General features: G+C 43.9%; 17 protein-coding genes. 10 read left to right on the top strand and 7 right to left on the bottom strand.

Annotated elements, in window-relative coordinates:
• Positions 1-18 precede the first annotated feature (18 nt).
• Complete coding sequence (locus XZ46_RS04420; protein ID WP_048895370.1) at positions 19-732, bottom strand: NnrU family protein; 714 nt, start codon at positions 730-732, stop codon at positions 19-21.
• Positions 733-853: 121 nt separating this feature from the next.
• Here XZ46_RS04420 and XZ46_RS04415 point away from each other — a divergent pair, with 121 nt between their 5' ends.
• The 7 genes from XZ46_RS04415 (at position 854) to XZ46_RS37935 (ending at position 9,551) form a co-directional block, all read left to right on the top strand.
• On the top strand, positions 854-1,849 hold the full coding sequence (locus XZ46_RS04415) for a LysR family transcriptional regulator (protein ID WP_008057411.1): 996 nt from the start codon (positions 854-856) through the stop codon (positions 1,847-1,849).
• A 61-nt stretch (positions 1,850-1,910) separates the two neighbouring features.
• Positions 1,911-2,849 carry a LysR family transcriptional regulator gene (locus XZ46_RS04410; protein ID WP_006670096.1) on the top strand — a complete coding sequence of 313 codons (939 nt, stop codon included), beginning with the start codon at positions 1,911-1,913 and terminating at the stop codon, positions 2,847-2,849.
• 88 nt (positions 2,850-2,937) lie between these two features.
• A complete protein-coding gene (locus tag XZ46_RS04405; protein ID WP_008057416.1) occupies positions 2,938-4,353 on the top strand; it encodes a serine/threonine-protein kinase in 1,416 nt (471 codons plus the stop codon).
• A 191-nt stretch (positions 4,354-4,544) separates the two neighbouring features.
• Positions 4,545-5,672 carry an RNA-guided endonuclease InsQ/TnpB family protein gene (locus XZ46_RS04400; protein ID WP_008057418.1) on the top strand — a complete coding sequence of 376 codons (1,128 nt, stop codon included), beginning with the start codon at positions 4,545-4,547 and terminating at the stop codon, positions 5,670-5,672.
• A gap of 56 nt (positions 5,673-5,728) precedes the next feature.
• Complete coding sequence (locus XZ46_RS04395) at positions 5,729-7,129, top strand: ABC transporter substrate-binding protein (RefSeq protein WP_008057420.1); 1,401 nt, start codon at positions 5,729-5,731, stop codon at positions 7,127-7,129.
• A gap of 83 nt (positions 7,130-7,212) precedes the next feature.
• Positions 7,213-9,141, top strand: a complete 1,929-nt coding sequence (locus tag XZ46_RS04390; RefSeq protein ID WP_008057421.1) for a hypothetical protein — start codon at positions 7,213-7,215, stop codon at positions 9,139-9,141.
• A 212-nt stretch (positions 9,142-9,353) separates the two neighbouring features.
• The gene (locus XZ46_RS37935; protein WP_369076468.1) at positions 9,354-9,551 is read left to right on the top strand and encodes a hypothetical protein; all 198 of its coding nucleotides are present in this window, start codon (positions 9,354-9,356) and stop codon (positions 9,549-9,551) included.
• A gap of 65 nt (positions 9,552-9,616) precedes the next feature.
• Here the strand turns inward: XZ46_RS37935 and XZ46_RS04385 are convergent, their stop codons facing one another.
• The 3 genes from XZ46_RS04385 to XZ46_RS04375 form a co-directional block, all read right to left on the bottom strand.
• Positions 9,617-10,387: a hypothetical protein gene (locus XZ46_RS04385; RefSeq protein ID WP_228116481.1), complete on the bottom strand. Its 771-nt coding sequence runs from the start codon at positions 10,385-10,387 to the stop codon at positions 9,617-9,619.
• Between the two features lie 94 nt (positions 10,388-10,481).
• Positions 10,482-10,928 (bottom strand): hypothetical protein, encoded by a 447-nt coding sequence (locus XZ46_RS04380; protein ID WP_008057423.1) that lies wholly within the window; start codon positions 10,926-10,928, stop codon positions 10,482-10,484.
• A 65-nt stretch (positions 10,929-10,993) separates the two neighbouring features.
• Positions 10,994-11,716 (bottom strand): hypothetical protein, encoded by a 723-nt coding sequence (locus XZ46_RS04375; protein WP_008057424.1) that lies wholly within the window; start codon positions 11,714-11,716, stop codon positions 10,994-10,996.
• Positions 11,717-12,096: 380 nt separating this feature from the next.
• Here XZ46_RS04375 and XZ46_RS04370 point away from each other — a divergent pair, with 380 nt between their 5' ends.
• Positions 12,097-13,167: an IS4 family transposase gene (locus XZ46_RS04370; RefSeq protein ID WP_048894928.1), complete on the top strand. Its 1,071-nt coding sequence runs from the start codon at positions 12,097-12,099 to the stop codon at positions 13,165-13,167.
• Between the two features lie 146 nt (positions 13,168-13,313).
• Positions 13,314-14,096: a helix-turn-helix domain-containing protein gene (locus tag XZ46_RS04365; RefSeq protein WP_006670104.1), complete on the top strand. Its 783-nt coding sequence runs from the start codon at positions 13,314-13,316 to the stop codon at positions 14,094-14,096.
• A 30-nt stretch (positions 14,097-14,126) separates the two neighbouring features.
• Here the strand turns inward: XZ46_RS04365 and XZ46_RS04360 are convergent, their stop codons facing one another.
• Together XZ46_RS04360 and XZ46_RS04355 are read right to left on the bottom strand one after the other, a co-directional pair.
• Positions 14,127-15,251 (bottom strand): aldo/keto reductase, encoded by a 1,125-nt coding sequence (locus XZ46_RS04360; protein WP_008057426.1) that lies wholly within the window; start codon positions 15,249-15,251, stop codon positions 14,127-14,129.
• 8 nt (positions 15,252-15,259) lie between these two features.
• The gene (locus XZ46_RS04355) at positions 15,260-15,766 is read right to left on the bottom strand and encodes a bifunctional nuclease family protein (protein WP_006619830.1); all 507 of its coding nucleotides are present in this window, start codon (positions 15,764-15,766) and stop codon (positions 15,260-15,262) included.
• Positions 15,767-16,077: 311 nt separating this feature from the next.
• Between XZ46_RS04355 and XZ46_RS04350 the strand changes: the two genes are divergently transcribed.
• The gene (locus XZ46_RS04350; protein WP_006670106.1) at positions 16,078-16,785 is read left to right on the top strand and encodes a riboflavin synthase; all 708 of its coding nucleotides are present in this window, start codon (positions 16,078-16,080) and stop codon (positions 16,783-16,785) included.
• 84 nt (positions 16,786-16,869) lie between these two features.
• Here XZ46_RS04350 and psaB read toward each other — a convergent pair whose 3' ends face one another.
• The gene (gene psaB / locus XZ46_RS04345) at positions 16,870-19,095 is read right to left on the bottom strand and encodes a photosystem I core protein PsaB (protein WP_006621387.1); all 2,226 of its coding nucleotides are present in this window, start codon (positions 19,093-19,095) and stop codon (positions 16,870-16,872) included.
• Positions 19,096-19,169: the final 74 nt, after the last annotated feature.

Here is a 19,169-nt window from a genome sequence, read left to right as displayed (position 1 = left end):
TATATCTCTGGGATCATGCTACCAGCCTACGTTACCTGTGACACGAATTAATAGCGGATGAGCTTTCCAAAGTAGGATAATGAAAACCCCAACCCCCAGATAAGCGGGGCGGAGAAATTCCTGTATAAGGAGGGTTTGCCGTCCCTGGATAATTGCCAAAAAGGGAATGACGGAGGTTTGGGATTTGAGGGTTTCAAAGGATTCGCCAAAACGGGCTTGTAAACGCCGATCGCCGTGCCAGACTCCAAAAAGGTGATGCAAAACCAAACCAATGGAGGTGAGGAGGGTAAAGGTGGTACCAATCCAGAGAGTATGGGCAATACACCAGATAACTTGTCCGACCATTTGGGGATGTCGGGTAATACGGATAATGCCAGTTTGATGAAGATGGACTTCTGGTTTAGCGATCGCAGCAATTTCCAGTAGATTGAAAGTAGAGGGGTATAAAAACAGAAAGGAGATAGCCGAGAGGACCCAAACGATAGGTTTAACGGCGGGTACACCCTGAACTTGCCAGAGTTGTAGGCCATCATAGCGGTGATTAAAGAAATAGATAATCAAGACCACAGCCAGGGATAAACTGACGAGGGCGAAAAAAATGCGATACAACCGGGGACCGATGACCTGTTCGACAACAGGGCGGAGGGCGGCTAGACCACTATGGGCGATCGCAAAGCATAGAAGTAGCCCCACCATAACAAAATGGCTAAGACTGAGCCATTGATCAGACATTTTGACCTCTTCAACGGATAATAAAGTTAACTCCAATACAGATCATCTCGCAGTATGCTCAAAGAAGACGATCCTCAGCTACCTATTCTCGGATCTTTTGTCTGCCGATGAGGTTAACACCATGTCCGATCTTCCATTCACTTTAGATCAGTTACGCATTTTGCAAGCGATCGCTTCCGAGGGAAGTTTCAAGCGAGCCGCCGATCGCCTATATGTATCCCAACCTGCGGTCAGCTTGCAAGTGCAGAACCTGGAACGCCAATTAAATGTACCCTTATTTGATCGGGGAGGTCGTCGCGCCCAACTGACAGAAGCGGGTCATCTATTATTGAGTTATGGGGAAAAAGTGCTTTCCCTGTGTCAGGAAACCTGTCGTGCGCTAGAAGACTTACAAAACCTGCAAGGAGGAACCCTAATTGTCGGTGCTTCCCAAACTACGGGAACCTATTTGCTACCTCGGATGATTGGGATGTTTCGCTCCAAATATCCCGAAGTAGCGGTACAACTTCATGTTCACTCTACCCGTCGCACGGCTTGGAGTGTGGTGAATGGACAAATTGATTTAGCGATCGTCGGGGGGGAGATCTCCCCGGAATTGGCGCAGTCATTAGAGGTAATTCCTTTCGCAGAAGATGAACTAGCTCTAATTATGTCGGTTTCCCATCCCCTCGCCACACAGGAGATTATCGAACATGATGATTTATACGAGTTGAAGTTTATCAGCCTTGATGCTCAATCGACTATCCGCAAAGTGATTGACCAGGTATTGAGTCGGTCTGGGATTGATACCAGTCGCCTCAAAATCGAAATGGAACTAAGTTCTATTGAAGCGATCAAAAATGCGGTGCAGTCGGGTTTGGGGGTGGCCTTTGTTTCCACATCAGCCATTGAGAAAGAGTTACAAATGGAAGTATTGCAAATTCCTAAAATTGATCGAGTCACTATCAAACGGATGTTATCAGTGATTTATAACCCTAATCGCTATAGATCAAAAGCAGCATCTGCATTCATGCAGGAGATTTTACCCAATTTCTCTAGTACACAACTCCCACCGGAAAACTTAGAGATTTCTGTTGTGGAGGTTAACGAAGCGACCTCAGAACAGATGCCCTTGTAGTCTGTAGTGGGGGGTTCGACTTCCAACACACTAGCACATCGAATAGCACTTTTATTTACTGATGTCAGACGTTCCGTTTACCCTGGATCAATTACGAATTCTCAAGGCGATCGCCTCTGAAGGGAGTTTTAAAAGAGCCGCCGATAGTCTCTATGTCTCCCAACCTGCGATCAGCCTACAAGTACAGAATTTAGAGCGACAATTAAATGTTCCTCTGTTCGATCGCGCTGGTCGTCGCGCTAAACTTACCGAAGCCGGACATTTACTGATTAGTTATGGGGAAAAGATACTTTCCCTATGTCAAGAAACCTGTCGTGCGATCGAAGACTTACAAAACCTACAAGGGGGAACCCTAATTGTTGGTGCTTCCCAGACTACCGGAACCTATCTCCTACCGGGGATGATTGGGATGTTTCGGCAAAAATACCCAGATGTGGCCGTGCAACTTCATGTCCACTCTACCCGTCGCACCGCTTGGAGTGTTGCTAACGGACAAATTGACTTAGCCATCATTGGGGGAAAGATCCCGCCGGAATTGCAGGACTGTCTCAAGGTTCAGCCTTATATTGAGGATGAACTAGCCCTGGTTTTACCTGTATTTCACCCCTTGGCTGAAAAAGACTTTATTCAAAAGGAAGACCTGTATAACCTAAAGTTTATCGCCCTAGATGCTCAATCGACTATTCGCAAGGTGATTGATCAAGTCCTCAGTCGCTATGATATTGATCCGCGTCGCTTACGGATAGAAATGGAACTTAACTCCATTGAGGCTATTAAAAATACTGTACAAGCCGGACTGGGAGCCGCTTTTGTTTCTACCTCGGCTATTGAAAAAGAGATCCAAATGGGGATGCTGCATCGGGCTACCATTGATTCAGTAACGGTTAAACGGATGTTATCAGTAATTGTTAATCCTAATCGCTATCAATCCAAAGCCGCCGAAGCCTTCAGCCGTGAGATCTTACCCCTATTTTCTCATTCTGATCCGCAGATTAATTGACCATCAGGTGCATTTTTGCCAAAATCCTAGGGTAGCCGCACTTTTTTAGTGAAAATAAACTCAGGCGATAAGCCCAACCTAACTTCCGATGAAAATCTACTGTACTCGCCCCGGTTGTCCCAAGCCAGAAAACTTATATCCTGACCTTGATGATCATGCCAACCTCAAAACAGTACAACAGAAGTATTGTATCACCTGCGGTATGCCCCTGATTTTAGATGGGCGCTACCTCACGGAACGTCTATTGGGTCAGGGGGGGTTTGGGGCGGCGTTTTTGGCGCGCGATCGCCGATCGCCAAGTTTACGCACCTGTGTTGTTAAGCAGTTTCTCCCCGCCGGAGACTTGGGCCCCCAACAATTAGCGATCGCCCAAGGATTATTTGAACGGGAAGCCCAGGTTCTCGATCGCCTCGGACACCAACATCCTCAAATCCCCAATTTGTTAGCCTATTTTCCCCTGGAAGCAACAGGTTGGCAAACTCGCACCCCTCAGCAATTTTTCTATCTAGTTCAAGAATATATCGACGGTCAGAACCTGGAACAGGAACTATCAAGCCGGGGTCCGTTTTCCGAAACGGAAGTGCTGGAAGTAATGCGGGAAATTCTGAATATCCTGGAATTTGTCCACGGGGAAGATGTCATCCACCGCGATATTAAGCCCTCTAATATTATGCGCGATCGCTCTGGCACTCTCCATTTGCTCGATTTTGGCGCGGTTAAGGAAGTCACCCAAGCACCAGGAAATAAATCCACCGGAATCTATTCTGCCGGATTTGCTCCCCCAGAACAAATGCGAGGTCGCAGTGTATATCCATCTACCGATTTATATGCTTTGGCGGTCACAGCAATTATGTTATTAACAGCCAAAGACCCTGAAGATTTGTTTGATAACTACAGCAATGCTTGGATTTGGAAAGATCAGGTGACAATTTCTGATTCCCTGGCTAATATTCTTGACCGGATGTTACAACCTACCCCTAGCGATCGCTTTGGAGCCGCTACCGAGGTATTAACAGCCCTCAATGCCATGATATCGCGGCCACCGCCACCGCCACCTCCTCCCGTAGTTCCTGCGCCTTCTGTAACTCCTCAAAGCGCCCCAGTGTCCGCACTAGCTACTCAAATTCAACCGCCAACCCCCACCGTCAGGCGGCCTTTTTCCATCCTGGAAATTCTAGCCTCAGCAGCATTTACCGGCTTTGAGGGGGGATTACTGGTGATGGTGTTGTGGTCGTTGTTAGATACAATACCTTTGATTTTGGGGATTGCTGGCTTCCTGTTAGCGGGGTTACTATTAGCTCAAGTGCGCCGTTGGGTAGAAAAATGGGATCTGCTGATTATTGCTGGGATATCTTTTGCGATCATTTTTTGGGTTGGCACTGGACCCGGTAATCTTGAAGTTACCCAGGTCATCATTTTACCAATATTGACAGCACTATCAGCCGTCGCCGTAACTGCCCTATTTCGTCTAATTTACGGGATTCTCAAACGGCTCATTTCTTGAGTTGAACTACAACAAAAACGGGATTGGAGCCAGAATTTAATCCAAGATTTGCTTGACATCTTATGACAATAAGGTACAATACCCCCAAAGATTCGCAACTCAATAATGAGTATACGGTCAAACCCCAGACCATGCCAAATTTCCCTGACGACATACTCATCAAGTCGGATTCTTCATGGTAAAATCCAATCATGCCTTACAAAGCTTTCCGGACAAAACTAAAACTCAATGACCGTCAAGCCACCTTGATGGCCAAACACGCGGGTTATGCTCGGTTCGTGTTTAATTGGGGATTACACTTATGGAGGTCAGCTTATGAAGAGGGACTCAAGCCTAATATCAACTCCATTAAAAAGGTTTTTACTCATTATGTGAAACCTCAATATCCTTGGATGTCCGAATTGTCTTCTAAAGTTTATCAATATGCCTTCATTAATCTAGGGGATGCCTTTAAGCGCTTCTTCAAGGGAATAAGCAGTTATCCTAAATTTAAGAAGAAAGGCCACCATGATAGCTTTACCCTTGACAATTCCGGAAAGCCATTCAAGTTGTCAGGAACTCGCCATAAGCTGCCTTTTGTGGGCTGGGTTTCTACATTTGAGGCACAACCCGAAAGTTGGGTTAAGAAAGTCACTATAACGCGCCAAGCAGGTGACTGGTATATGAGCTTTTTCGTAGAAATCACACCAGAAATCACACCGAAATTCCGAGAGAGAATCGGGGTAGACCTAGGAATTAACAATTTGGCGACTTGCTCCGATGGGACCCAATTCTCTAATCCCAAGGCTTATAAAGCAACGACCAAAAAACTAGCTCAATTACAACGTCATTTAAGTCGCAAAGTCAAAGGCTCGAAAAATTGGGCCAAATGTCTCTTAAAAGTTCAAAAGCTACATCAAAGAGTAGCAAACATTCGGCGGGACACCATTCATAAAATAACTACTTTCTTGGCTAAGAACCACAGCCAAGTCGTCATTGAAGATTTGAATGTGTCAGGTATGCTGAAAAATCATGGTTTGGCGGGTTCTATCGCTGATGCTTCATTTTATGAGTTCCGTCGTCAACTAGGTTACAAGGCAGAACGTTATGGTTCAAAGTTGATTATTGCCGATAGATTTTATCCATCCAGTCAACTGTGTTCTAATTGCGGTTATCGTCAAAAAATGCCCCTAGTCCGTCGGACTTTTGAATGTCCAAACTGTGGCCTGAAGATTGATAGAGATTTGAACGCCAGTATAAATTTAGAAAAATCGCCTGGTTCAGACGATTACACTTGTGGACGGGGTGCTGCCGACAGTCCCGGACGAAGCAAGAAATAAACATCAAGATCCGGCTATGTCCGGTTTTGTTTAAGTTTTATAGAGCAGATTTGATCATGTCTCAAAAGAACGAAACAGCCATTCTGATTGTAGCCTTGCTGCTTACGGGAGGATTATTAGCCGTCGGGTATTTTGCCTTTACCCAGTGGCAATCACAAACAGAGGCAGGTATGACAACATCTCCGACTTCCCCAACAGCTAGGAATGACTCCCGACCTAGGGCGATTAGTGGTGGGCAACAGTTATTGGTTGCCAGCACAACTTCCCCCGCTAAACAAGAGGGAATTGAGGCGATCGCTGCCGGAGATTATTCTAGGGCTGTTTCCCAGTTGGAAGCCTCCCTACAGCAAAATCGCAATGATCCAGAAGCCCTAATTTATCTCAATAATGCCCGCATTGGTGCTGGACAGTCCCATACAATAGCCGTTTCTGTTCCTATCACTACCGCAGAAAATGCAGCCCAGGAAATCCTGCGGGGAGTAGCCCAGGCTCAAAATGAAGTTAACCAAGCCGGGGGTATTAACGGCGTTCCCCTGCGGGTGCTGATTGCTGATGATGCTAATAACCCTAGTGTCGCTGAACAAGTGGCTCAGTCTCTAGTCGCAGATGACCAGGTTTTGGGAGTCGTGGGGCATTTTGCTAGTGATGTGACTTTGGCTGCATCCCCCATTTATGAAAGGGGTCAATTAGTGGCGATTTCTCCCACCAGTACCTCGATGGAGTTATCTAGGGCGGGGAATTTCATTTTTCGGACTGTTCCCAGCGATCGCTTTACCGCTAATACCCTGGCTAAATATATGGTAGATACCCTGAATCTGAACCAGGCGGCTATTTTTTATAACCAGGATAGTAGTTATAGTCGTTCCCTCAAAGATGAGTTTACTACCGCTTTATATGGAGATGGCGGCGCAGTCGTCGCAGAGATTAATCTGGCTGAGGGGAATTTTAATAGCTTTGATGCCGTAGAATCAGCTACGCGACAGGGTGCAGAGGCGATCGTATTATTGGCTAATACCGAAACTGTTAGTCAGGCTTTACAGGTCGTGCGTGTTAATGCTAGAAACTTACCTGTGTTGGGGGGAGATAGTCTCTACAGACCTGAAGTTTTACAGGTCGGAGGCGATAGTGAAGGCATGGTGGTCGCTATTCCCTGGCATATTCTTAGCCACACTAATTCCGCGTTTCCAGACGCGGCGACTCAGTTATGGGGTGGTGATATTAACTGGCGGACTACTATGGCTTATGATGCCACTAAAGCCTTGATTGCTGGTATTTCTGGAGATTCTAGCCGCCAGGGAGTCCAAAGGACACTATCAGAACCCGGTTTTTCCCCTAAGGGGGGTGGCGGAAATATCCGTTTTTTACCTTCTGGCGATCGCAACCAAGCCGCAGAATTGGTTAAGGTTGAACCCGGAAGGCGATCGGGATTGGGTTATGATTTTGTGCCACTTCCTTGATGTTAACCCCGTGCGTTTTTCGGTATAATTTACTGATAGCATAGTTTGGGCATAGTCATCAATAACAAACAAGGAGATGGGGGTTGTTTGGTCGCCAACTGATTTCTTTTCTATCATTATCTGGGTTCCGACCAAAATCTGATCTCGACAGAAAGGTTTGGCGATCGCATTTTCGGCTATTCATTGATAGGGCGATCGCTATCTTAATTCTCGCCAACCTCAGCTTAGTAGTTTTTGACTTTATCTACCTCAAAAACCGCCATTTATATATACGCATCGATGATTATCGCCAACAAATATCTAACACTCCCCAAAGGAAATATTTACAACTCGTAGATAATCTCCAGACCATCCTAGAACAGGAAGGCTTAAACTCTCCCCAAGTTGACCCTATCTTATCCGAAATTAGACAATCTAGCATCGAAATTCTCATAAAACAACCACCATTTCGGGTTCAAGACTCCCACGGAACTTTAGCAGTTATTAATAACCGACTCCGGGAACATCTCAACACCGATGACCTAGAAACAGCCATCAATACCTTTTGGAGTCGAGCATATTTCACTGATAATGGTTGGGAAAATTCCCTGAGATTTTTTAATATCAATTTACGACATCTATTTACACTATATGAACCCCAATTAAGCTATGATATAATTAAGGGAGTCGAAGCCTATCGACCCTCCCAAAGCTATCTGATGATTGTAGCAGACCTGAAAGCCATCTTAGAATATGAGGGTTTAGAATCCCCCCAAGTTGAACCCTTATTACAGCAGCTTCAGCAACTCAGCACTGAGATGATAGACCGCAGTTATATCCCCCAAATTGACAACACTTTAGGGTTAATCACTCATATCAAATATAGGATGGTCGAACATATCCACAGTAGCGATCCATCCACGACTAATCACTTAACACCCACCTTAAAATTTTTGTATTCAATTAGGGTGTTAAGTATCCTTGCACCCGAAGTTATTTGGGTAGAGCAGTCCTCAAGAGAAGCCTTTAGCACCTTCTGGAGTCTTGATAACTTCAGCCAAAAAGGATGGGAAACAGAACTAGATTTTTTTGACAGTCAAATAGCTAGTTTAATGCGTCAGATGTATTTCCGCCACCTGGGAATAAATGGCGAATTTATCGACCGTTTTTGGCTAGTTGATTTCCCTTGGGTAATCGTTTTTTGGCTGATTTTTCTCGTGGAACTCTCCTTTATTCGTCGTCGCCATCCCCAACTAGGGTTATGGCCATGTATTAGGATGATCTGGTATGACCTATTTTTACTGATTGGGGTTATTCGCCTAATTCGGATAATTCCAGTTATCATTCACTTAGAAAGAGCCAAATTACCTAATATGGCTACACTGAGGGCTCAAATTAAACTCAAAGTTATTGCTAGTTTTGGGAATGAATTAATCCAGGTAGTAGTTAACCAAAGCATTAGCCAACTCAAAGCAACTGTCAGCAGCGGAAAACTGCGAAAAATGATTTTTAAATCTCAACAAAAATCGATGAGTATCACCAAGCCAGAGAGTCCGAGTCAAGTCAAAGTAATTAGCCAACAATTATTAAAAGTTACTGCTTGTCATGTTTTACCAGAAATTCAACAGGACTTAGAAGCCTATCTTCATTATCAGGTCAGTCAGTCTGTTAAACAATCAGGAATTTATCGCCGTTTACAGAAAATTCCGGTGATTCGGAAACTTCCTGAACAGGTGAGTGATAATCTGGTCAAACGCATCGCCGCCATTATCTCCCAGCAGCCACTAAAATCCTATTATGCCTCACAAAATAAACAACCAGATCCCATCGCGCAAGAATTGCAACAGCGATTAGTTAACCGTTTTTTAGATGTGTTACGTTCCGAACTCAAAAATAATGAGACTATCCAAGAAGTAGAATATATTTTAATTGACTTTTTAGACCAAGCCAAAATCAATAACGTTGAATCCGCACCACCGGACCCCGACACTCCGGCGCTAAAACCCGCACACTTCCCAGATGAATTTGACTAAAATCGGATGTTTGCAATATTACCGCTGCCACCAAAATCGATAATTATTATCGTTTAGCAATGCGTCAATTTGACTTTAATAAAGAATTGGAGGTGCTATGGCTTTTCGCTAAAATTGGATATTTTTTTTAAAAAAAAGTACCATCAAAACCTCAATATCCCACATTACAGTCTATTTATTTTCTCCATAAGATGCTATGAGATATTGGGTAAATCAATATACTTAATAGCTATTATGCTTTAGTTAGTAGCGTTAATTTTAACCCTGATGGTAATCGGATAGTTTCAGCTTCTGCTGACGGAACCGTTAAACTTTGCAAGGCGGAAAATATCGATGAATTATTAAATCGCGACTGTGACTGTCTCCGTCCATCAGATTTAACCGATAATTGTAAAAATATCTCCAATTAAATTTTGGTGATGAACATGAAATTCTTGCCTATACTATACAAAAAAATGCGATCGCTTGCTGATATTTATTCACAATAATTTATTTTTAATGAAGGATAAGTATAGATCCATCTGCCATGACCAATTTCAGCATTGTGAAAACCATTTTTTTGCAAAAAAATGACGAAAGATTTAGCTTTAGATACCTGATAAAAAGAAGCGACCTGAATTTTATTTACTTCCGGGTCGTGCCAAGCATCACAACAAAATTTTCTGCGAATATTTTGTAAATTTATGTAGCTATATTCAACCCAAATTGGATACCATACATTAGCGCCTCCAGCCGTGAAATCTCCGCAGCTATTGAGGGGAAATTGGTAATTTGTTGATTCCATATTTGGGATATTCTCCATAGACGAATAGCTGGGTATATTGTGATATACTAAAACAGAGGAAAATAAAGACATTAAAAATAAAAATTGATAAGTAGGAAATAATGGTTTTATGGTGATACATTTACTGACAACAATAGGACTGATTACAGCTAAAATGATGATGAAAAATATAATGATTATTTTATCAAAACTATATTCACGCCAATGGGTTAATATCTGGTAAAAATCAAATTTATCATTTTTTATATTAAAAAAATAAGTGATACCACTTAAAGCAATAAAAATATTAACAATTGTTAACAATAAACCCGCAATCCAATATGCTAACTTTTTCCAAAAATTACCCAATCCCAAGTATTGGTAAAGTTTTCTACTTTCCAGAAAAAAACAGATTATGGTTCCTGATACGATGGCTGATATCAAGTAATTCCAAAAATTATTATATCCTAATATTGATATCATTCCCATAAATATTACGGAAAAGCTTAAGATAGTGGCTATTGAAAAAGATGTGACTAATATCAGCCAAAACATGATTAATGTTAAATCTAAATGTTTAATCCAACCAATCTATATCTGTTAACCATCCAACAATTGCAGGGCTCGCTGTGGTAATTATTGTGACTAATATAATGTAAAAAAACTGCTCTCCAGTCTCAGCTTTTTGTAGGACTTCCATGATGCCCATATCTTTACCAGCCGCTACATTACTCAATATAAGATAACGAGCATTACCATTTAGTGAAGTGGTAAAATCAAATAAAATACATAATACTAATATTACCGGCAAAAACAATGTCAAATCATTCGTTCCAGAACGAGCCAACTTCAAAATACCTTTAGTACAAAGATTGACAGATGCAATAGTAATAGCCACAACAACAGCAATTCCCCATGCTATAATATTGGTTCCTAAAATACCAACTATACCAAGTGCAGTGGTAATTACATCCCAGACCATTGGAAAAAATAAAGCACAAATCAAGATAGTTTTTATATTCATTTGGTTCCGTTTAATTATGAGGAAAGATTGTTAATTTTATAGATGTTGACTAAGCAAAATTGATATCAAGGTGAAGGAAGTCGATCAATTTCCTTTTCCTTGAAGTCCTGGAATTTAGAATCAGGTGAAGCATCATAACTTTTATCACGTTTTTCTGGCAAAAAATGTTCTGTTTGTGCATCATTTTCCAAGCTACTGTCTTCGGGAAATGATTGATTTTCTCTGTGGGGCAATTCATTAGATGAAGTTTGTAATTCTACTATAATAAAAGCCAAAGGAAGTCCGAGCAATAAACTTAGTATTACCATGAAAGCAAAAATTTTACTAGTCGAATTATTTTGGCTGTTTTTCAATTTTTGTTGATTATTTTTATCTTCTAAAGTTATTAGTATTTCTTGGATAAAGTTATCCCAACATTGTAGAAATTCATGTCGTAATTCTGTCACAGGTTGATTGATTTTTGTACCTGGCAATTCAAAAGTTTTTGATAAAGTTTCAAGTCCCTGTGTAATTTTTTGGTTATCTATTCCCGAAAAATATTGTTTGGTTAATTCCAAAAAGTTAGAAATTAGGGTTTTTAGTGTTTGACTAAATTCTAAATTATCTAGATCATGCTTTCCTTGATATAGCTGATCCATCTCACAAATATATGGCGATAAAGTTTTGATTTTTTCTTGATACATAGGATGTTTAACAACGGATGAATTTTCCAAGTATTTTTCAAAAATACTATAAAAACTTGTTTTTTTGCTGAATAATTTGTCTTTGTTTTGAGTATCATTTGACATTATTTTTGATTAATTTATTAATAATAATTAAACATGGTTCTAAAACATCTTTGCTCATTATACATCTTTAGCGTAAACAAAAAGTAATCTAAAGTAATAATAAAGTAATAATAAAGTAATATATTGATGATTATGCTGAACGCTAATGTTTGGATATAGACAATAAGACTGGTCATATAGCTGAACTGGAATCTATGCTACCAGCTTTGCTGGTTCTCAGTACAGGACAAAAAAGCTGAAAGTCTTTGCTCAGGAGGAATCTAGCCGAAAATTCTGAAGGGGGCGCTGCGGGCTGAGGTGAAAGTCGAGGGGTGGGGGGGTAGCGCCAAGTTAGGGTGAGAGGGTTAGATCGGAATTACCACAAACCAAACTTCCCTCTCATGAACGAGCTTAACCGATTACGAGACACTTTGCGCCCTCACTTGCCCTGGCACGGGGCGAGATTAAACTTTGTCTGCCTGTTCCTGATGGCGCTATTCCAAACAAAGACGGTTAATCTGACGGAATTGGCGACGGTCTTCGCAACTCCTGTGCAAATTTCCTCAAATTACAAGCGATTACAACGTTTTTTCCGGCAATTCAAATTTGACCGGGCAGAGATTGCCCGTTTCGTCGTTAGCCTCATTGACATTCCCCAACCTTGGACTCTTAGTCTCGACCGCACCTGTTGGTCTTTCGGTCAAACCCATTTCAACATCTTGATGTTGGCAGTCGTCCACGAGGGGATTGCCTTTCCCCTGCTGTGGACGATGCTTGACAAAAAGGGCAATAGCAACAGTGGCGAACGCATGGACTTATTCGACCGCTTCGAGGCACTATTTCCTGACGTGGAGGTGGCTTGTCTGACCGCTGACCGGGAATTTGTGGGGCGAGATTGGCTCTCGTATCTTCTCATCGACCCCGAGGTTCCTTTCCGCCTACGCATCCGCCACAGCGAGCTGATTAGTCCTAAGTTGGGAGGAACTCGGCGTAGCGGCGAACGAATGTTTGATTCTCTGCGACCCGGAGAATTTCGCCAGCTTTCGGGTCGCCGTTGGGTTTGGGGACGGCAGGTTTACGTCATTGGCTCTCGTCTGGCTGATTTGGGGGAGTTGTTGATTCTCATCACTAACGCTTGCCCCGAAACCGCCCTTCGCGATTATGCTCGGCGTTGGGGTATTGAAAACCTCTTCGGAGCCTTGAAGACTCGGGGCTTTTGTCTCGAATCGACTCACTTTAACGACCCTGAGCGCTTGAGCCGTTTATTGGCTTTGCTCAGTTTGGCTTTTACTTGGGCTATGAAGGTGGGTTTGTGGATTCACCAAGGTTCACCCATTCCTTTGAAGGCTCACGGACGACGCTCGAAGAGTCTTTTCCGCACTGGCTTCGATTTTCTACGCCGCATTTTCTCTAATCTGCCTTTGTTTTCAGGGCGGTTTCACCAGGCTCTACAACTTTTGTCCTGTACTTAGTTGCTGGTTAAGTTGACGTTTTTCGAGTATCATAGAAAAACAGTAGTTAACTTTTGGCAAGTAGCTATATGTGGTTGCCTAAGTTGCATTTGATCAATGTGTAGCTTTTTGCTCACAAGTGCTTACCTTTTGAGGGACTTTGAGTGATGATAGTTGACGAAGCACTGGTAATTGTGGAAGCCGTACTCGATTATGAACGCCTCAACGATGTTCAAGAGGTCGTATTTCGTCAGGCTTGGGAAGGTTTATCTTACCGTGAAATGGCTAAAAGCACTGGCTATGCAGAGGATTACCTCAAGGATGCAGGCGCGAAACTCTGGCAAATGCTGACTAATGCCTTTGGAGAAAAGGTAAAAAAAGGTAATTTAAAATCTGTTCTGAAGCGATATTTACGGCGGCATCAAATTATCGTACACCGTAATAAGGTGACTGGGGTTAATGTTATTGGAACCAATCTTGATAGCACAAGAGTTGTGGGAAACTTATATGAATCCAACTTTTGTCAAGCAGATTTGTATAAGGCTCAAAGCTATGAAGAATCAGAAAAACAGACAAATGCTGAATCGGAAAAGGAGTTCAACTATCAATCTTTAACCTATTCTTGGAATGGCTGGCAGTTTCGCTCTCAAGCAGAAGTGAATATTGCCGAAGCACTAGATCGCGCCGATGTTTTGTTTTTCCCAAATGCTAAAGCCCGGTTGACTACCCCAGATGGAAAGCAAAACCCATCTCCTCATTTCCTGGTCTGTTACAAAACAAAACTGGGTATTTTAGCGGTAGATGTAGACGATCGCGATCGCGAAACCAATATGGATTTTCTTCTACAGTCGCAGGGTATTTGCATTGTCCAGCATTATGATATCACTGAATGTACCGAAAAGCCTGATCTCGTTGTCATAGAGTTTTTAGAGCTTTTGATGCAAGCCTAAAATCGATTAATAAAACATATCCTAAAAACCCTAAGATTCCCACAAACGTCGCCCTTTAGATCCTCCCAATCGTTGGTGAGTGTCTCGCAACAGACGGGGAATATCTAAATTTTCAGGACAGCGGGGTAAACAGTCGCCGCAGTCGGTACATCGATCGCCTCTACGTCCAGGAAACCAATGTCCGGCATTCTCAAACATACCATAGCGATACTTACCAAATTCCGTCATATCGTAGGCGATCGCCAAATTTCGCAATCTCAGGACTTCCGGGATATTAATCAGTTCAGGACATGGTAAACATTCATAACACTGTTTACAGGTATCGGTTGCTAATGTTTCCTCTAAGGCGGTTTCCAGAGCCATGAAGGTGCTTTGTTCCGACTCCGTGAGGGATTCTACAGAATCGGCTACTTGCAGCGGTAAATCCAATTCTTGAGGGTTAGCGGCTCCTAAACTGAGGGTAGTAATGCGGCGATCGCTCAATAGGAATCGATAATTCAAGTGCAGGGGTGAAAATGGGTCGCATAGCTGAGTTAACTTAGCTGGGGGGGTGTAGAGTCTTCCCCCTTTATCGGCTGGGGAAATAATGAAAATCCCCATATCCTTTTGAGATGCTAGGGTGATGGCGGGAGCATGGCGCTGGAAAAAATAGTAATAATGGAGATTGACAAACTCAAAGCGATCGCTATTAATGGCTTCCAGAATCACCTCAACCGGAGCATGGGTCGAGAACCCCAGATGTCTGACCCGTCCATCTGCAATGGCTCTGTCAATACCCACAATACCAGCGATCGCCTCCGTGAGATGTTCGGGGGTATTAATACCATGAATCGCCAAACCATCGAGATAGTCAAGATTCAGCCTAGTTAGGGAATCATCGATCGCCTTTTCTAAAGCATCAGGATCAGACATGGGTGGGATCTTGGTAGTAATATAAAGCTGCGATCGCTCCACAGGTAGACCACCCAGCCAACTCGCTCCCAGATACTCCTCACTTTTGCCATAACCTTTGGCAGTCTCTATATGGTTAATTCCCATAGAAACTGCCCTTTCTATGGTTTGGTGGGCATTTTCCGGGGATGCTAAATAGCGCATCGTCCCCAGGGAAAATACTGATAGGGATAAATTGGTTTTACCAAAGCGTCGATAACGCATGATTTTAGTTATTGAGCTTCGTCTTTGCGAAAATCGGCTCGTCTAATCAACTCTTCTGGACTCAGGTTAGCGACAAAATCGCGAAAGGCGCGTCTTTCGGCTTCGTCAGCATCACGATCAACAGGGATAGAAGCATCAGCGATGACTTCTTCCATGACCCAGATGGGGCTATCGGTACGCAGTGCAATGGAAATAGCATCAGAAGGACGCGCATCAATTTCTTTACGATTCTCCCCTTGACGTACAATCAAGACAGCATAAAATGTATTGTCTTGGAGGGAGTGAATCACAATCCGCTCTAAAACCATATCCCAGGTTTCCATGAGATTGACAAATAAATCATGGGTTAGGGGTCGGGGGGGTTGATGGTTTTCCAAAGCGCCGATTATCGATTTAGCCTGATCCTGACCGATAAAAATAGGTAAGGCTCGTCGCTCAGACGCATCTCTGAGTAAAACAATAGGGCTGCGTGTGGTAGCGTCTAGTGCAATTCCGGCGACTTTCATTTCAATCATCGGTTCAGCCTCGATAAAATACGATAGACAAACAACAAGTGGTTAGACCCGCCAGTAAGAATCCAGCAATTCCAGTATGCCTTGATTTTTACCCGAATTGACGACAATTGCTCCGAAATTGTGGACAGCCCGGATGTGAATATGGTCAAACAATGCCGCATAATTAACTGGTGTTAGCCTAAAAATCTAGGTGTAATGGGGATTCTAGCTTACCGGGAAGGTAATCGCTAGGGGTTTTGGTGGTCATGGGAATTACCACCTCGGTGATTGGTTTTGTTTGTTTAACGTTCACTTGATACGGGAAAAAAGTTATGTTTACCGGATTAATTCAGGCCTTGGGGACGATTGAGAGTTTGGGGCGATCGCGTTTTCAGATCGATTGTCAGGTGGGTGCAATTGATCTGATTTTGGGGGATTTGGCGATCGGTGATAGTGTCGCGGTTAATGGGGTTTGTCTAACAGTGGTGGAAATTATGCCCCGTGGCTTGGTGGCGGAGGCTTCCCCGGAAACTTTGGGTCGGACTACTTTGGGTAGTAATTTAAATGGTTATGTGAATTTGGAGGCTTCCCTGCGTGCGGGAAGTAAGTTGGGAGGACATTTTGTTACGGGTCATGTTGATGCGATCGCCACTCTCGAGGCGGCGGTGTCTGTGGGGAATTCCTGGGAAATGCGTTTTGTTCCCCCCAGTGATGCTGGTCTGTGGAATCAACAGATTGCTCCCTATTTGGTTGCTAAGGGTAGTATTGCTGTTAATGGGGTGAGTCTGACTATTTCCGAATGCGATCGTCATAGTCGTTGGTTTGCAGTCGCTGTTATCCCTCACACCTACCAAAATACTAATCTTTGCACCTTGGAAACTGGTAGTTTAGTCAACTTGGAAGCCGATATTTTGGGTAAATATGTCGCCAAACTTCTCAGTATAAATTCCACCGATTCCCTGAATATTTATCATCAGCAATCTCTCACAGCCACCCCAGAAATTACCCCAGAATTTCTCAGCGAACATGGTTTTAATTAGTCCATCAATTAATTATTAGTCAAAAAAAAGCCCCCCACCAATGGTGGAGGACTTGCAACTAATTACCTAACATTAGGGTTCAGTTTAACCGAACTTACCAGCAGTTGAGGCAATTAGGAAGGCTGCATAGGTGAGGATATAGCCAACCGTGAAGTGAGCTAAACCAACAACGCGAGCTTGAATGATGGACAGAGCCACTGGCTTATCTTTCCAGCGAACCAGGTTCGCCAAAGGAGTGCGCTCATGAGCCCAAACAATGGTCTCGATGAGTTCTTGCCAGTAACCACGCCAGGAAATCAGGAACATGAAACCAGTTGCCCAAACCAAGTGTCCGAACAGGAACATCCAGGCCCAAACAGAGAGGTTGTTAGTTCCGAAGGGGTTGTAACCATTGATTAACTGGGAAGAGTTCAACCACAGATAATCGCGGAACCATCCCATCAAGTAGGTAGAAGATTCGTTGAACTGAGCAACGTTACCTTGCCAGATACCCAGGTGCTTCCAGTGCCAGTAGAAGGTTAACCAGCCCAGGGTGTTGAGCATCCAGAACATAGCTAGGTAGAAGGAATCCCAAGCGGAGATGTCGCAAGTACCGCCACGGCCGGGGCCATCACAAGGGAAGGCATAGCCGAAGTCTTTTTTGTCGGGCATCAGCTTGGAACCACGAGCATCCAACGCACCTTTGACCAGAATCAGGGTGGTGGTGTGCAGACCGAGAGCGATCGCATGGTGAACCAAGAAATCGCCAGGGCCGATGGTTAGGAACAGAGAGTTAGTGCCGGAGTTGATGGCATCCAGCCAGCCAGGCAACCAAACGTTACCGTAGTTAGGCCAAGCAGTGGTGGCAATGCTTTCAGGATTGGAAAGCAGCACATCCATTGCATAAACCGCTTTACCATGAGCAGCCTGAATGAACTGAGCGAACACAGGCTCAATCAGGATTTGCTTTTCAGGAGTACCGAAGGCGACCACAACATCGTTATGGACATAAATGCCTAAGGTGTGGAATCCGAGGAACAGAGACACCCAGCTCAGGTGAGAGATGATTGCCTCTTTGTGATCCAAAACGCGAGCTAAAACGTTACCTTTGTTTTGCTCAGGATCATAGTCACGAACCAGGAAGATAGCGCCGTGAGCAAAAGCACCGACCATTAAGAAGCCAGCAATGTACTGATGGTGCGTGTAAAGAGCAGCCATCGTGGTGTAGTCCTTAGCAATGAAAGCATAAGGAGGAATGGAGTACATATGCTGGGCAACCAGGGAGGTGATTACACCCAGACAAGCCAAGTGCCATCCTAACTGGAAGTGGAGAGAGTTGTTATAGGTCTCATAAATGCCTTGGTGAGGCATATTAAAAGGACCTTCGAGACGACGACCAAAGAAGTCTTTGGCATCGCACATTTCTTTGATGCTGTGACCGATTCCGAAGTTAGTCCGGTACATATGACCCGCAATGATGAAAATCACTGCGATCGCCAGATGGTGGTGAGCCATATCGGTCAGCCACAGGGACTCGGTTTGGGGATGAAATCCACCTAAGAAAGTCAGAATTGCAGTCCCTGCACCTTCAGAAGTACCGAACACATGACGAACGGTGTCAGGATTCTGAGCGTAAACTCCCCAGTTACCAGTAAAGAAGGGAGCCAAACCCGCCGGGTGAGGCAGAGTGCTCAAGAAGTTATCCCAACCCACGTGCTGTCCGCGAGATTCGGGGATAGCGACGTGAACCAAGTGACCAGTCCAAGCCAAGGAACTAACACCGAACAGACCTGCCAAGTGGTGGTTCAAACGAGATTCAGCGTTTTTGAACCAGGACAGACTGGGGCGGTACTTGGGTTGCAGGTGCAACCAACCAGCAAACAGGAACACTGCAGCCAGTAAAAGCAGGAAGATAGAACCTTGGTAGAGGTCTCCATTGGTCCGCATCCCGATGGTGTACCACCAGTGGTAAACACCAGAGTATGCGATATCAACCGGGTTAGAAGCGCCAGCTTGGGTAAATGCGTCAACAGCGGGTTGCCCAAATTGGGGGTCCCAAATGGCGTGAGCGATGGGACGTACATTTAAGGGATCTTTGATCCACTGTTCAAAATTGCCTTGCCAAGCGACGTGGAACAGGCTGCCAGAAGTCCAGAGAAAAATGATGGCGATGTGTCCAAAGTGAGAGGCAAAAATCTTTTGGTAAAGATTCTCCTCGGTCATTCCATCATGAGTCTCAAAATCATGGGCTGTGGCAATCCCGTACCAAATCCGACGAGTGGTCGGATCTTGAGCCAAATCCTGGCTAAATTTTGGGAATTTCGTTGCCATAAGTCCTAACTAAATGGTGTTCTCATTAAGTCCGCCCTGGGAAATCGAGGTAGTTACCCCGATTCCCGAGCGAA

It is taken from the genome of Limnospira indica PCC 8005, assembly GCF_000973065.1.
Classification (GTDB): Bacteria; Cyanobacteriota; Cyanobacteriia; order Cyanobacteriales; family Microcoleaceae; genus Limnospira; species Limnospira fusiformis.
This window is presented reverse-complemented; position numbering and strand designations above follow the sequence as displayed.